Source organism: Pseudomonas sp. BB438 (genome assembly GCF_057180225.1).
On the sequence record NZ_CM170001.1, the window covers coordinates 2,893,971 to 2,908,417 of the forward strand.

Here is a 14,447-nt window from a genome sequence, read left to right on the forward strand (position 1 = left end):
ATGGGCATGAGCGCTCACGAATACCGGCTGATCGCCCGGTCGCGCAGCGTCGAAGAGCTGGTCGGCGACGACCGCGTCGATGTTTCGTTGTACAACGACCCGCAGCTGTTCGAAGCGGAGATGGACAAGATCTTCTACCGCACCTGGGTGTGGGTCGCCCACGAAAGCGAAGTGCGCAACGCCGGCGACTTCAAGACCACCAGCGTCGGTCGCCGTCCGGTGATCGTGGTGCGCGACAAGAAGGGCCACATCAACGTCCTGGAAAACCGCTGCCGCCACCGTGGCGCCACCGTGTGCGAGAAGCACAAGGGCAATGCCACCGGCTTCACCTGCCCGTACCACAGCTGGTCCTACGCCCTGGACGGCAAGCTGCGCGCGCTGCCGTACCCGGACGGCTACGAGGACATCCTCGACAAGTCCGAGCTGCCACTGACCAGCCTGCGGGTCGAGAGCTACGCCGGCATGGTGTTCGCCACCTACAACGACGACATCGAGCCGCTGGAAGATTTCCTCGGCGGGGCGAAGCACTGGATGGACCTGTTCATGAAGCAGGGCGCCGGCTACCCGATCAAGACCCAGGGCGAACACAAGTTCACCTTCAAGGGCAACTGGAAGATCCAGCTGGAGAACACCACCGACGGCTATCACTTCCCCATCGTGCACAAGTCGTTCATGTCGTCGGTGGATGAAGAGACCGAAGAGATGCTCTCGTTCATGAGCGACGAGCAGGCGGTTACCCACGCTCTGGGCAACGGCCACAGCGTGATGGTGATGGTCCCCGAGCACGTCGACCTCGACCACGACGACGGCACCGAGCAGCTGCAGGAGCGCTTCGCCCACGTCACCGAGGAACTGTCGAAGACCATGCCGCCGGAACAGGTGCGCCGCATCGTCCGTTCGCTGCATGGCGCCGGCTTCAACCTCAACCTGTTCCCCAACGTGGCGATGTCCATGTCGTTCTTCCGCGTGCTGCGGCCGATCTCCGTCACCGAGACCGAGATTCGCCACGTCGCGTTGGGCATGGACGGCGGCCCGGATATCGCCAACCGCGAACGCATGCGCATCCACGAGCACTTCCAGGGTCCGTTCGGCTTCGGCAGCCCGGATGATGCGGAGGCCTGGGACCGCGTGCAGCGTGGCTCCTACGCCGGCGTCGACGCACCGATCCTGGTCAACCGCGGCCTGAACCGCGAAGTGGTCGCCGAGAACGGCGACAAGGTCTCCCACGCCACCGATGAAGGCGGCATGCGCGAGGCGTACCAGATGTGGAAAAGGATGATGAGCCAATGAGCAACGACACCCTGAACGGCTTCTCCGGCCCGCTGGCCAAGGCCATCGAATTCGTCTGGCGCGAAGCCGAACTGCTGGACCGCAAGGACTACGCGCAGTGGTCGCAGCTGTGGAGCGAGGACGGCGTCTACGTGGTGCCGATCGATGGCGAGGACGATGACTTCGCCTCGCGCCTGAACTACGTCTTCGACGACGCACGCATGCGCGCGCTGCGCATCGAACGCCTCACCGGCGGCCATTCGCCGTCGGCGGTGGATGCGGCGAAGACGGTGCGCACGGTTTCGCGCTTTTCCCTGGTGGAAGCGGCGGGCGATCGGGTCGAGGTGAACTCGGCGCAGGTGCTCTACGCCTACAAGCGCGGCGTGGCGACGCCGTTCATTGCCGACCTGAACCACCGTATCCGCTTTGTCGACGGCCAGCCGCGACTGGAGCGCAAGGTGATCCGCCTGATCAACGCCGAAGACGCGCTCAACGCGCTCGGCTTCCTGCTCTGAGGGCCGCGCCATGCAACGAGTAGCCCTGGTAACTGGCGCCGCGCGCGGGCTGGGTGAAGTCATCGCGCGTCGTCTGCACGCCGCCGGCCTGCGCGTGGCGCTGGCCGACCTTAACGAAGACGCGGTACAGCGCCTGGCCGACGAGCTCGACCCCGAGGGCCGCACGGCAGTTGGGTTGAAGCTGGATGCGCGGGAGAAGGTCGATTTCGAACGTGCCCGCGATCTGCTTGCCGAGCGTTGGGGCGGCACCGATATCCTGGTGAACAACGCCGGGATGTCGAAGGTCGCCGCGCTGATGGACATCAGCCCGGAGGACTTCGACGCCTCCATGGCGGTGAATCTGCGCGGCACCTTCGTCGCCTGCCAGGTGTTCGGTACGCACTTCGCAGCACGCGGCTTCGGCCGCATCGTCAACATCGCCTCGCTGGCCGGGCAGAACGGCGGTACCGCCACCGGCGGCCACTACGCGGCGGCCAAGGGCGGCGTGGCGACCCTGACCAAGGTGTTCGCCCGCGAACTCTCGACGCAGGGCGTGACCGTCAATGCGATCTCGCCAGGGCCGCTGGACTTGCCGGTGGTCTACGAGAGCGTCGCGCCCGAGCGCCTGGAACAGATCCTCAAGACCATCCCCGCCGGCCGCCTGGGCGATCCGACCTTCATTGCCGACAGCGTACTGCTGCTCTGCGCGGAGAACGCCGGATCGGTGACGGGCGCCTGCTGGGATATCAATGGTGGGTTGTTCATGCGTTGAGCCTTTGACGCGGGAGATGGGCCGGTCAAAAGCCCCTCTCCCTAACCCTCTCCCGCAAGCGGGAGAGGGGACTGATTGGCAGGGCTGGGAACACTGTGCCACCCGGCAACGCTGAACTGCTCCCTCTCCCTTCAGGGAGAGGGCTGGGGAGAGGGCAACGCCGCCCGCTCCCAAATTTCCCGAGTGAGCCCCGGCCCGCTCCTTTAACCAACCGAAACACCCGTCCGCTCGTGAAAAAGAGGCCGGAAAGGGGCCACAGAGCCCGCACTCAACGCCTTGCAGGTAACGCCATGATGAAGGTCAGAATCGAGAGAATCGTCGAGGAAGCGCAGGACATCCGTTCGCTGCGTCTCGTACGTTGTGATGGCCAGCCGTTCGACGCCTACGAGCCGGGCGCCCACGTCGACGTCACCGGGCCCACCGGGGTAACGCGCCAGTACTCGTTGTGCAGCCCGCCGGACGACCGCGCGGCCTACCTGGTGGCGATCAAGAAGGAAGGCGCCTCGCGCGGTGGCTCCGTTGCCCTGCATGAAGTGCAGGAGGGCATGGAGCTCGACATCGGCGCGCCGCGCAACCTGTTCCGCCTGGCGCCGGAAGCCCGCGAGCACGTGCTGTTCGCCGCCGGCATTGGCGTCACGCCGCTGCTGAGCATGGCCTACCGCCTGAATGCCAGGGGCGAGCCCTATCGCCTGCATTACTTCGCCCGTTCCGCCGAGCACGCCGCCTTCGTCGAACTGCTGGCCAGCGAGGCGTTCGCCGGCAAGGTGGAACTGCACTACGGCGTCGAACCCGCCGACCTCGGCCGCGTGCTGGGCGAGTGCCTGGAGCACGCGCCGCAACAGGCCCACGTCTATACCTGCGGCCCGGCGCCGTTCATGAACAAGGTGGTGGAGATCGCTGCGCGCAGCCGCCCGGAAGATGCCATCCACCTGGAGCACTTCCAGGCCGACCCGGCCGCCAACGCGGCGCCGGCCGGTTCCTTCGACGTGGAGCTGGCCAGCTCCGGCGTGGTGCTTCATGTACCGGCGGATTCGACGCTGGTGGACGTGCTCCAGGCCCACGGTTGTGACATCGACACCGAGTGCCGCGAAGGCATCTGCGGCACCTGCATCGTCGACGTATTGGAAGGCGAGCCGGAGCACCGCGACAACTGCCTGTCGAGCAAGGAAAAGGCGTCCAACAAGCAGATATGCGCCTGCGTCTCGCGAGCGAAGTCGACGCGGCTGGTGCTGGATCTCTGACGTGGGTTGAAGCCTCTGTCGATACCCAGCGTCGGCTCCCTCAGTCGAACGCCGGAATCGCCTCCAGCTCATGCAGCAGCCAGTCGGCGAACTCCCGCGCCAGGGCCTGGTTGCCGTGGGGCGGGATGATCAGGAAATAGGGGTGGGGCGCCGGGAAGTCGATGTCGAACAGGCGCACCAGCCGGCCCTCGGCCAGTTCCTCGCCGGCCAGGATGTGGTCGCTGATGGTTACGCCGCCGCCCGCCAGTGCGGCGCGGATGGTCAGGTAGGCGTCGGGCAGGAAGACGTTCTGCCGCGCCTGCAGGCCGGGCACGCCGGCGGCCAGGAAATAGCGGCTCCAGTCGAAGCCGTCGTCTTCGTGCAATAGCACCTGGCGCGCCAGGTCGCGCGGTTTGCGCAGGTGCTCCTGGGTGTTCAGCAGGCGCGGGCTGCACACCGGGAAGTAGCGGATATCGCCCAGCGCGGCGAAGCGCTGGCCTTCGATGTGCGTCTCGCCGAAGGAAATCACCATGTCCACGTCGCCCAGGTCGCTGCTCATCGGCAGCAGGTGCAGGGCCACTTCCTGGTAGTTGCGCAGGAATTTCTCCAGCAGCGATGACACTCGCGCCAGCAGCGCCGGGGCGCAGGCGATGCGCAGTTCACCGGCGGGCTCCTCGGTGGGCAGGGCGCGGCGGATGTCGCGCAGTTGGTCGAAGGCGCTGCTGATCTGCTGGCTCAGCTGGCGCCCGGCCGGGGTCAGCTTGACGCCCTTGCCCTGGCGCTCCACCAGGGCCACCCCCAGCTCTTCCTCGAGCTTCTTCACCTGGTGGCTGACCGCCCCGTGGGTGACGTGCAGCTCCAGCGCCGCACGGCTGATGCTGCCCTGCCGGACCAGTGCCTCGAAAGCGCGCAGGGCGATGAGAGAGGGCATTCGGAACGCACTGTTCTGACGCATGGAGGACCTTTTTCTGTGAATTTGACTAACGATTCAGGCGGAAATCTATTGAATTGTCGTTAGTTAAATTTGCACAGAAGATGTCCCCAAGCCAACACCCAAACACAAGAACAAACGGCTGGAGATCCGCCATGCAGCATTTCGTCGACTTGCTCGGCCTGGGCAAGCGCTACGGCAACCTGCAGGTCCTGAGCGACCTCAGCCTGAGCATCCGCCAGGGCGAATTCCTCACGCTGCTGGGGCCGTCGGGCTCGGGCAAGAGCACCACGCTGATGATGCTCGCCGGCTTCGTCGAACCCAGCCAAGGGCGCATCGAGCAGGACGGCCGCGATATCACCCACCTGTCGCCGGACCAGCGCGAATTCGGCGTGGTGTTCCAGGGCTACGCGCTGTTCCCGCACATGAGCGTGGCGCAGAACGTCGCCTACCCGCTGCGCATCCGCAAGGTGCCGGGCGCCGAGATCGCGCGCCGCGTCGCCGAGGTGCTGGAACTTGTCGGCCTCGCTGGCATGGGCGAGCGCGGTATCAGCCAGCTCTCCGGCGGCCAGCAGCAGCGTGTGGCGCTGGCCCGCGCGCTGGTGTTCAAGCCCAGACTGCTGCTGCTCGACGAGCCGCTTTCCGCCCTCGACCGCCGCCTGCGCCAGGAGATGCAGGGCGAGCTGGCGCGCATGCACAAGGACTTCGGCACCACCTTTGTCTTCGTCACCCACGACCAGGAGGAAGCCCTGGCGCTATCCGACCGCATCGCCGTGTTCAACAAGGGCCGCCTGGAGCAGGTCGGGACCCCGCGCGAGGTCTACGAACGCCCGGCCAGTCGCTTCGTCGCCAATTTCCTCGGCGACACCAACCTGCTGGAAGTCGGCGTGGTGGGCCGCGAGGCAGACGCCACGCTCTGTGATTTCCGTGGCCAGCATCTGCGGGCGGCGTATTCGGCCCAGGCCAGCCAGGGTGGCAGGAACTGGCTGGCGGTACGCCCGGAACACATCGACCTGCGTCCGCTGCAGGATGCCGGTCGCGACAACGGTCTTTGCGCCACCGCCGGTATGGCGACCTACCAGGGTGCCCACGTCAATCTCGAACTGACCCTGGAGCAGGGTGATCGCCTGGACCTGCGCCTGCCGGTATCGCACCCGCTGCTCGGCGAGCTGCGCAGCGGCCAGCGCTACTGGTGCAGCTGGTCGCCGCAGCACTGCCACCTGTTGTCCGCCTGACTAACCCATAACGAAAACAAGCGATCGGGGAGCAATCACATGAGCGACCATGTAAAAGCAGGCCAAGGCTTCATCGAAGACGCCATCGAGATCGCCGCCCAGAAGGGCGAGCGCACCGGTATCAGCCGCCGGGATTTCAACCGCAGCCTGCTGCTGCTCGCCGCGGCCAGCGCGCTGCCGTTCGGCACTGGCGGGCGGGCCTTCGCCGCCGGCGGCAGCCTGGTGCTGGCCAACTGGGGCGGCGATGCGGTGCCGGCCTTCGAGAAGAGCTTTGGCGGTTTCGACCAGGCGTCCGGCCTGGCCCTGAGGGTCGATGGCAGCGGCCCCACCGAAGGCGCACTGAAGACCCAGGTGAGCAGCGGTGCGGTGCGCTGGGACGTGTGCGACGGCGAGATGTACTCGTCCTATCGGCTGGGCAAGGACAAGTTCCTCACCCCCATCGACTTCGGCATCGTCGACAAGTCGCTGATCGGCTACGGCGATGTGCATGACTTCGGCCTCGCCAACTACACCTACAGCTACGTGATCGGCTACGACCACGAGCAGTTCGGCAAGAACCCGCCCAAGTCCTGGGCCGACTTCTGGGATGTGAAGAAGTACCCGGGCAAGCGCACCCTCTACAAGTGGATGAGCGCCAACCTGGAGTGCGCGCTGCTGGCCGACGGCGTGCCGCCGGAGCAGCTCTACCCGCTGGACGTCGACCGCGCGCTGCGCAAGATCGAGGAACTGCTGCCGCACATCGCCACTCACTGGTCCACCGGCGCCGAGTCGCAGCAACTGATCCGCGATGGCGAGGTGAGCCTGGCGCAGATGTGGCACACCCGCGCCGAACTGGTGAAGAACGACACCGCCGGCAAGATCGACTGGAGCTTCGACGGCGGCATCGTCTCGCCTTCGGTGTGGATGGTGCCCAAGGGCAACCCGGCCGGCGCCAAGGCGGCCATGGACTTCATCGCCTACGCGTTGCGTCCGGAGGTGCAGGCCAAGCTCATGGAGGTCTACAACATGGGGCCGGTGAACCTGAAAGCGAACGACCTGCTCAGCGCCCCGCTGCAGGCGATCAACCCCACCGCGCCGGACAACCTGAAGAAGCAGGTGTCGCTGAACAACAAGTGGCACGCCGAACACTACGGTGAAACCCTGGAGCGCTACCTCGCGCTGATCGGTGGCTGAGATGCGACGTTTCGCACCGGGCGTGCTGCCGGTCTACGGCCTGCTGATCCTGCCCCTGCCAGTAATCGTCGTGGTCGGCTACCTGCTGCCGACCCTCGGCGTGCTGGGCTGGAGCTTCAGCCTGCCGGAGTGGGGCACACAGAACTACGCGGCCATCGCCGACAACGCCAACCTGCAGGCGGTGATCTGGCGCACCCTGCGCATTTGCCTGCTGACCACCGCGATCAGCGTTGCCATTGCCTACCTGATCGCCTACCGCTGGCGTTTCGCGACGCCACGGGGCCGGCAACTGATCGAGCTGTTCGTGCTGCTGCCATTCTGGCTGTCGATGCTGATCCGCGCCTTCGCCTGGCTGGTGCTGCTGCGCAATGGTGGGCTGGTCAGCCAGGGGCTGATGGCCACCGGCTGGTTCGATGCGCCGCCGCCGCTGGTGCGCAACGAGCTGGGCGCGCTGATCGGCATGGTGCACTTCATGGTGCCGTACGCAGTTCTGCCGCTGCTGTCCTCGCTCAAACAGGTGGACGACAGCCTGCTGCGCGCCTCCAGCAGCCTGGGCGCCAGCCACTGGCAGACGCTCAAGGACATCTTCATCCCGCTGACCTTGCCAGGCGTGGTCGCCGCGTCCGCCATCGTCTTCGTGTTCAGCCTCGGCTGCTTCGTCACCCCGGCGCTGCTCGGCGGCGGCAAGGCTGCCATGCTCGCCGAGTACATCTACGTGCAGATGTTCCAGCTGTCCAACTGGGGCCTGGGCGCGGCGCTGAGCATCGTGCTGATGCTGCTGGTGGTGGGCTGCGCGCTGCTGTTCGGACAACTCATCGGCTACCGCCGCCTGCTCGGGAGGACTGAACTGTGACCCCGCAGGGAACCTTCGTCTCCGCCATGCCCAAGCCGGGCAAGCCGCAACTGCCGCGCCCGCCGCTGGGGCGCTGGCTGTCCTGGGCCGCGCTGGTGCTGTCCGCGCTGTTCCTGCTGCTGCCGATCCTGGTGATCGTGCCGCTGTCGTTCGGCAACCAGCGCTACCTGGCCTTCCCGGATGGTGGCTGGTCGTTGCGCCACTATGCGACGCTGTTCGACGGTGCCTGGCTGCTGTCGATCCTGCAGAGCCTCGGGCTGGCGCTGGTGGTTGGCGCGCTGTCCACGGCGCTGGCCTTCCTGTTCGCCACCGGCATCTGGCTGCAACGGCGCTTCCGTACCGTGCTGACGCTGATCGTGCTACTGCCGATGATCGTCCCGCAGGTGGTCTCGGCGATGTCGATCTACTACCTCGACGCCCGCCTGGGCATGCTCGACAACCTGCTGGGCGTCGGCTTCGGCCACCTGCTGATGGCACTGCCGTACTCGGTGATCGCCCTGCTGGTGGCCTACGCGCGGCTCGACCTGAGCCTGTACAAGGCCTCGCGCTCGCTGGGCGCCGCGCTCTGGCCGACGCTCTGGCATGTGCTGCTGCCCAACGTGCGCGGCGGCATCCTCGGCGGCTTCTTCATGGGCTTCGTGATGAGCTGGGAAGAGGTGGTGGTGACCCTGTTCACCAGCGGCCTGAACGTGGTGACGCTGCCCAAGCGCATCTGGGACGGCCTGCGCTACAACCTCGACCCGGCGATTGCCGCCGTGTCCACCCTGATGATCGTCCTCACCCTGGCGGTGATGCTGCTGCGCATGTACCTCGAACGGCATCGACCGCCTTCCTGATCCACCTCCGGCTGCCAGATGGCAGCCGCCCGAACTGCCTGTCGCTTGCACCTTGTCCCTGAGGAGGGAATCCCCATGCTTACCGCTTTCCCCGCACGCACCTACCGTCAACGCGTCGACGCCGTCAAACGCCGCATGGCCGATCGGGGCCTGGATGCCCTGGTGGTCAACTACCCGGACAACATCAACTACCTGACCGGCTTCGACAGCCTGGGCTTTCTCTGGTACCAGGCGCTGATCATCTCGCCGAAGCTGGCCGAGCCGGTGTTCCTCACCCGCACCAGCGAAGAGCCCTGCACCTGGGAGCTGTCGTGCATCAACGAGGCGATCTTCTATGACATCGCCAAGCAGGACCCGCTGAAGATCGTCGCCGACGTGCTCGCCCAGGCCGGCCTGTCCCAGGCGCGCATCGGCCTGGAAATGACCGCCTCGACCTTCTCCCCGGCGCAGTACAACGCGCTGCTCGGCTACCTGCCCGAAGCACGCTTCGAGGACGCCGGCCCCCTGGTCGCCGAGAACCGCCTGATCAAGACCGCCGAGGAAATCGAGTACCAGCGCAGCGCCGCGCGCATGGCCGACCAGGGCATGCTGGCCGCCTTCGAGGCGCTGCGCCCGGGGATCTCCGAAGTGGAAGTGGCGGGCATCGTCGCCAACGCCCTGGGTCGCGCCGGCAGCGAGTACTCGGCGATCAGCCCGATGTGCGCCACCGGCCGCCGCAGCACCATGACCCACGCCATGCCGCACCGCCAGACCATCAGCCACGGCGACGTGGTGATCCTCGAACACGCCGGCGTGTGCAACCGCTACCACGCCATCCTCATGCGCACCGCGGTGATCGGCAAACCCAGCCCGCGCGTGAAGGAAGTTGCGACCTTGCTCACCGAGGCCTTCAATGCTGCCATCGAGATCGCCAAGCCGGGCACCCCGGTGGGCGAGGCCAACCGCGTGTGCAACCAGATTCTCGACCGCATCGACCTCTCGCGCACCCGCGTGCACCGCATCGGCTACAGCCTGGGCCTGGCCTACCCGCCGACCTGGCTGGAAGCGATGATGGTGGACGAGGCCGACGACCACGTGTTCCAGCCGAACATGTCGTTCTCCATCGAGCCCAACCTGTCCTTGTACAACGAGGGCTTCGGCATCAAGCTCGGCGACACCGTGCTGTGCGGCGAGAAGGGCTCGGCGAGCCTGTCGGAGATACCGCCGGAACTCACCATCATCGACTGATACGGGCTCGCCTTCAGCCGTATGACGTCGTTGGGCGGCCTTGCCGTGCTGAAGCACTGTCTTCGGCCGCCCGCCTGGTTCTCCGGCCGAATGCAAACCCGTATGAACCTGATTGAAGCGTGTCTGCGCCTGCGGGCGCAGTGATGAAGTCCGAGGGTTTCCGATGAGTCACACGATGGATGTTTTCTGGCACGACGACGTGCTGCGCCACGACACCGCCGCCGGTGTGTTCGAAGCGCCGCCCAGCGACCTGCTGGCGGAACAACTGCTGCACCCGGAGAGCAATCCCCGGCTGCTCAACATGCGCGCCATTCTCCAGCGCGGGCCGGTTGCCGGCTCGTTGCGCTGGCACGAAGGCCGCCATGCCAGCGAGGAGGAACTGCTGCGCTTCCACGATGCCGACTACCTGCGCGGTATCTTCGAGGCAGATGTGCGGGGCAAGCGTTTCAGCAGCACGACCCTGATGTCCGCCGGCAGTCTCGCCGGGCTGCTGGCGGCCGCGGGCACCAGCCTGCGGGCGCTGGAGAGCGTGCTGACGACCGGCAACCCGGCCATGGCACTGGTGCGTCCGCCAGGCCACCATGCCGCGCCGGCGATGGCCGACGGCTACTGCTTCTTCAACAACGTCGGGGTTGCCGCGCGGGCTGCGCAGGCGGCGGGACTGGAGCGCGTGGCCATCGTCGACTGGGACGTGCACCACGGCAACGGCACCCAGGAAGGCTTCTACGACGATCCGTCGGTGTTCACCGTGTCCCTGCACATGGACCATGGCGCCTGGGGGCCCAGCCACCCGCAGTCGGGAGCGGTGGACGAGCGGGGCTACGGCGCCGGGCTGGGCAGCAACCTCAACCTGCCGCTGCCCATGGGCTCGGGAGACCAGCTCTACGAGATGGTCTTCAGCCGCTTCGTCGAGCCGGCGTTGCGTGCCTTCAAGCCGGATCTGCTGATCATCGCCAACGGCCTGGACGCCTCGCAGTTCGACCCCAATGGCCGCCAGCTGGTGACCATGCAGGGCTTCAACCGCCTGGCCCGCCGCGCCCGCGCGCTGGCCGACGAGCTCTGCCAGGGACGGTTGCTGGTGGTGCAGGAGGGGGGCTACAACCCGGCCTACAGCGCCTACTGCCTGCATGCCGCGACGGAAGGCTTCCTCGGTGGGGCGTCCACGCTGCCTGACCCGCTGGCGTATATGCCGGAGCCGGCCGCACGGGTGGAGGCCGACCTGGCTGCGCTGGACACGCGGCTGGCGTCGGCGGGGTGGAAGTTCGCCTGAGCCATCGGCTCTGGCAGGGGCGGGCTGACCGATAGGGCGCATAACGCGCCAGCGTTATGCGCCCTGTGTGTCGTCGAGCGTGGTTCGCGAGCAAGCTCGCTCCTACAGGAGAGCGCAGGCGTTTGGCCGTTTGTAGGAGCGAGCTTGCTCGCGAACTCTCGCCGCACCAACCGCATCAACCCCATCAGCGATGGTTGCGATAACGCTCGGTCAGGGACTGCACGCGGGCGACGTAGGTTTGCGTCTCGGCGTAGGGCGGAATCCCGTTGTACTTGTCGACGGTCATTTCACCGGCGTTGTAGCTGGCCAGCGCCAGCCTCTGATTACCGTTGAAGCGCTTGAGCAGCCAGGCCAGGTAACGCACGCCGCCACGGATGTTCTGCCGCGCATCGAAGGGGTTGCTGACGTTGAAGCGCACGGCGGTGTCGGGCATCAACTGCATCAGTCCCTGAGCGCCGGCGACGGAGACGGCGTTGGGCTGGAACGCCGATTCGGCATGGATCACGGCGCGGACCAGCGCCCTGTCGACGCCATAGAAACTCGACGCGGCCTCGATCTCCCGGCGATAGGAGTTGGTGTCCAGGCGCAGGGTGGCGACATTGAAGTCCTTCGGCGCCATGCACAGGTAGCAGCCCTTGATGTAGTACACATCAATCACATCGACCCGCGCGGAGATTCCGACCGGGCGGCGGCTCACATACTGGCGAACGCCCTTGTGGACGAAGGTATAAACCCGCACCCGCCCGGCACCTGGCTGGTCCCCGCGTTCGGGCGCTGGCGCAGCCTTCGACCTGGCGCCGGCAATCGCGCCCGTCTTGCCGGTCTGGCCTGTCTTGCCGCTTTGAAGAGTGCAGCGAGATCCGGCAACGGCGTGGCTGCTGTGGCTGACGGCCCCGTTGGGGGCCTGGCACTTGAACAGGGCATTGGCGTACAGCGGAGCGACCAGCAGTGCCAGCCCGATGCAGCCAGGAAAGCTCCTGCGAGCCCATCGCCATGCTCTGAAACTCATCAAACCGCTCCGCGCCGCGGGCGCCGATCAGGCCGGGGAGTGCCTGATCCATGCAAGGGGGAAACGCCGTCTGGGGCCGTCGCTACAGGCTGCTGCCTGTCGACCTGCCGTTTCGTTTCGCTAGTTATAGCCCTTTCAAACGGTTAGGGAACGCGGGGGGACGTACGGCCTGCCGGCGCTCCAGGTCGTGGTGCAGGACTGGCGATTCGTGAGCAAGCCCGCTCCTGCGCAGGGCATATGGCGGCTTTGTAGGAGCGAGCTTGCTCGCGAACCATCGCGATGCCGGACTCAGCCGAGGATGAAGTACACCTTGCGCACCGGCGTGAGGTTTTCCCAGGTACCCTTGAAGCCCGCCGCCACCACGAAGGAATCGCCTGGCCCGAAGGTCTTCGCCACGCCGTCGGAATCGGTCAGGCGCACGGTGCCCTCGAGGATGTGGCACAGCTCGTCGTAGTCGCACTCACAGCGTTCAAGGTGCACGCCGGCCTCCCAGATGCCGGCGATGGCGTTCTTTGCAGGCTCTGCGAAGTGTCGCCAGCTGCGGCTCTGGTACGGTGCATCGACGATGGCCGGGTCGTTGATCTCGCGCTCCTGCGGGGCAAGGTCGGGGTCGGCGAAATCGATGACATGGCGGGGCAGGGTGGACATGAGGTTCTCCATCAGGAATCGAAACCGATGCCGAAGGCATCGAAGGTCTTGAGCAGCAGGTCGCGGCGGCCGGTGCGGTCTTCCTTGGCCAGCGAACGCTGGGCCAGGCGCACGCCAACGTAGCGCAGCGGCTCGGGCGGGAAGGGGAAGGGCTTCTGCGAGGTCATGCGCAGCTCGGTGCGTTCGGTGCGCTCGCCGCCCAGCTGGTCGAGCATGTTCAGCGCGGCGAAGCGGCTCGCCGCCACGCCCTGGCCGGTGAAGCCCAGGGCATAGGCGACGCGTCCATCGAGCACGCAGCCGGTGAACAGCGTGGTGCGCGCCGAGGTGTCGATGATCCCACCCCAGGCGTGGCTGAACTGTACCGGGCCGAGCTGCGGGAACGCCTCGTGGAACTGTTCGACCAGGCGCTGGAAGCTCTCCGGACGCTGGGTCAGGGCTTCGTCGCGGCGGCTGCCGAAGTGGTAGATGGCATCGAAGCCGGCCCAGAGGATGCGGTTGTCGGCGGTCTTGCGCAGGTAATGGAACTGGTTGCCCGCATCGGCGATGCCATAGCGGTCGACCCAGCCGATGGCGCTCAGTTGGTCGTCGCTGAGCGGCTGGGTGACCAGCGAGTAGTCGTACACCGGGAGCACGCTGGAGTTCAGGTGGCCAAGCAGCGGCGGCGCGATGTTGGTGGCCAGGGCGATCTGCCCGGCCTCCAGCTCGCCACGGTCGCAGCGCAGCATCAGGCGGTCGCCAAGCAGGTGCAGCTCGTGGACGGGCGTGTTCTCGAACAGCTCGATGCCTTGTTCCAGGCAAACCCGGCGCAACTCGGCGGCCATCTTCGCCGGGTTGAGCAGTGCGTAGTTGGGCTCGAACACGCCGGCCTTGTACATCGGCGAGTCGAGTTTCTGCGCCAGCTCCGCGCCCTCCAGCCACTCGCAGTCGATACCGAAGCGCTGGTAGTTGCGCTGCATGCCGCGCAGGCCCTCGACCTGCCAGGGCTGCATGGCGACGCTGAGCTTGCCGCGGCGCTCGAACTCCACGCTCATGCCGAAGCGATTGAGGTCGGCCTCGAATTCTTCGAGGTTCTGTCGGCCCAGGCGCACCAGGGTTTCGGCTTCTTCCGGCCAGCGGCGCAGGGCATTGCCTACACCGTGGGAAATGCTGGGTGCGCAGAACCCGCCATTGCGTCCGCTGGCCTCGCCGCCGCAACGACGTGCCTCGACCACTGCGATGCTCGCGCCGGGCCAGCGCTGGCGGGCGTGCAGGGCGGTCCAGAGACCGGTGAAACCACCACCGACCACCACCAGGTCGAAGCGGCGATCTGCTTCCAGCGCCGGTGCGGCGGGAGCAGGGTCGAGGGTATCGAGCCAGAAAGGTCGGGGAATGGCGTGCGCAAGAAGGGCGGATGTCATCGGAAAACTCCGGCAGAATGTCGGAAGAAAAAGCGGTCTTCGGGCCGCGTCCGAGTTTTGTAATCGCTTCCGGGAGCCAGGCATACGGTCCTTCGCTGCTTGCGGGCACGCCC

General features: G+C 66.5%; 14 protein-coding genes. 10 read left to right on the forward strand and 4 right to left on the reverse strand.

Features of this window, described 5'->3' with window-relative positions; translation table 11 throughout:
• Positions 1-6: 6 nt before the first annotated feature.
• From AC1ZV1_RS13530 to AC1ZV1_RS13545, 4 genes are all read left to right on the forward strand, one after another.
• Positions 7-1,290 carry an aromatic ring-hydroxylating oxygenase subunit alpha gene (locus tag AC1ZV1_RS13530; protein ID WP_484297178.1) on the forward strand — a complete coding sequence of 428 codons (1,284 nt, stop codon included), beginning with the start codon at positions 7-9 and terminating at the stop codon, positions 1,288-1,290.
• Complete coding sequence (locus AC1ZV1_RS13535) at positions 1,287-1,784, forward strand: aromatic-ring-hydroxylating dioxygenase subunit beta (protein WP_484297179.1); 498 nt, start codon at positions 1,287-1,289, stop codon at positions 1,782-1,784. Before AC1ZV1_RS13530 ends, AC1ZV1_RS13535 begins: the two co-directional genes overlap by 4 nt.
• Positions 1,785-1,794: 10 nt before the next feature.
• Complete coding sequence (locus AC1ZV1_RS13540) at positions 1,795-2,535, forward strand: SDR family NAD(P)-dependent oxidoreductase (protein WP_484297180.1); 741 nt, start codon at positions 1,795-1,797, stop codon at positions 2,533-2,535.
• Positions 2,536-2,825: 290 nt separating this feature from the next.
• On the forward strand, positions 2,826-3,776 hold the full coding sequence (locus AC1ZV1_RS13545) for a PDR/VanB family oxidoreductase (protein ID WP_484297181.1): 951 nt from the start codon (positions 2,826-2,828) through the stop codon (positions 3,774-3,776).
• 40 nt (positions 3,777-3,816) lie between these two features.
• Here the strand turns inward: AC1ZV1_RS13545 and AC1ZV1_RS13550 are convergent, their stop codons facing one another.
• Entirely contained in the window at positions 3,817-4,686 is an 870-nt protein-coding gene (locus AC1ZV1_RS13550; RefSeq protein WP_484297182.1) for a LysR substrate-binding domain-containing protein, read from the reverse strand.
• 155 nt (positions 4,687-4,841) lie between these two features.
• Here AC1ZV1_RS13550 and AC1ZV1_RS13555 point away from each other — a divergent pair, with 155 nt between their 5' ends.
• From AC1ZV1_RS13555 to AC1ZV1_RS13580, 6 genes are all read left to right on the forward strand, one after another.
• Positions 4,842-5,921 carry an ABC transporter ATP-binding protein gene (locus tag AC1ZV1_RS13555; protein WP_484297183.1) on the forward strand — a complete coding sequence of 360 codons (1,080 nt, stop codon included), beginning with the start codon at positions 4,842-4,844 and terminating at the stop codon, positions 5,919-5,921.
• Between the two features lie 39 nt (positions 5,922-5,960).
• Positions 5,961-7,094, forward strand: a complete 1,134-nt coding sequence (locus AC1ZV1_RS13560) for an ABC transporter substrate-binding protein (protein WP_484297184.1) — start codon at positions 5,961-5,963, stop codon at positions 7,092-7,094.
• Between the two features lies 1 nt (position 7,095).
• Positions 7,096-7,947, forward strand: coding sequence for an ABC transporter permease (locus AC1ZV1_RS13565; protein ID WP_484297185.1), 852 nt, complete (start codon positions 7,096-7,098; stop codon positions 7,945-7,947).
• Positions 7,944-8,783 carry an ABC transporter permease gene (locus AC1ZV1_RS13570; protein WP_484297186.1) on the forward strand — a complete coding sequence of 280 codons (840 nt, stop codon included), beginning with the start codon at positions 7,944-7,946 and terminating at the stop codon, positions 8,781-8,783. Before AC1ZV1_RS13565 ends, AC1ZV1_RS13570 begins: the two co-directional genes overlap by 4 nt.
• 75 nt (positions 8,784-8,858) lie before the next feature.
• A complete protein-coding gene (locus AC1ZV1_RS13575; RefSeq protein ID WP_484297187.1) occupies positions 8,859-10,010 on the forward strand; it encodes a M24 family metallopeptidase in 1,152 nt (383 codons plus the stop codon).
• A 175-nt stretch (positions 10,011-10,185) separates the two neighbouring features.
• Positions 10,186-11,280 (forward strand): arginase family protein, encoded by a 1,095-nt coding sequence (locus tag AC1ZV1_RS13580; RefSeq protein WP_484297188.1) that lies wholly within the window; start codon positions 10,186-10,188, stop codon positions 11,278-11,280.
• 184 nt (positions 11,281-11,464) lie between these two features.
• Here AC1ZV1_RS13580 and AC1ZV1_RS13585 read toward each other — a convergent pair whose 3' ends face one another.
• From AC1ZV1_RS13585 to AC1ZV1_RS13595, 3 genes are all read right to left on the reverse strand, one after another.
• The gene (locus AC1ZV1_RS13585; protein WP_484297189.1) at positions 11,465-12,289 is read right to left on the reverse strand and encodes a lytic transglycosylase domain-containing protein; all 825 of its coding nucleotides are present in this window, start codon (positions 12,287-12,289) and stop codon (positions 11,465-11,467) included.
• A 288-nt stretch (positions 12,290-12,577) separates the two neighbouring features.
• Positions 12,578-12,937 carry a cupin domain-containing protein gene (locus tag AC1ZV1_RS13590; RefSeq protein WP_484297190.1) on the reverse strand — a complete coding sequence of 120 codons (360 nt, stop codon included), beginning with the start codon at positions 12,935-12,937 and terminating at the stop codon, positions 12,578-12,580.
• A gap of 11 nt (positions 12,938-12,948) precedes the next feature.
• On the reverse strand, positions 12,949-14,334 hold the full coding sequence (locus AC1ZV1_RS13595) for an NAD(P)/FAD-dependent oxidoreductase (RefSeq protein WP_484297191.1): 1,386 nt from the start codon (positions 14,332-14,334) through the stop codon (positions 12,949-12,951).
• Positions 14,335-14,447 lie beyond the last annotated feature (113 nt).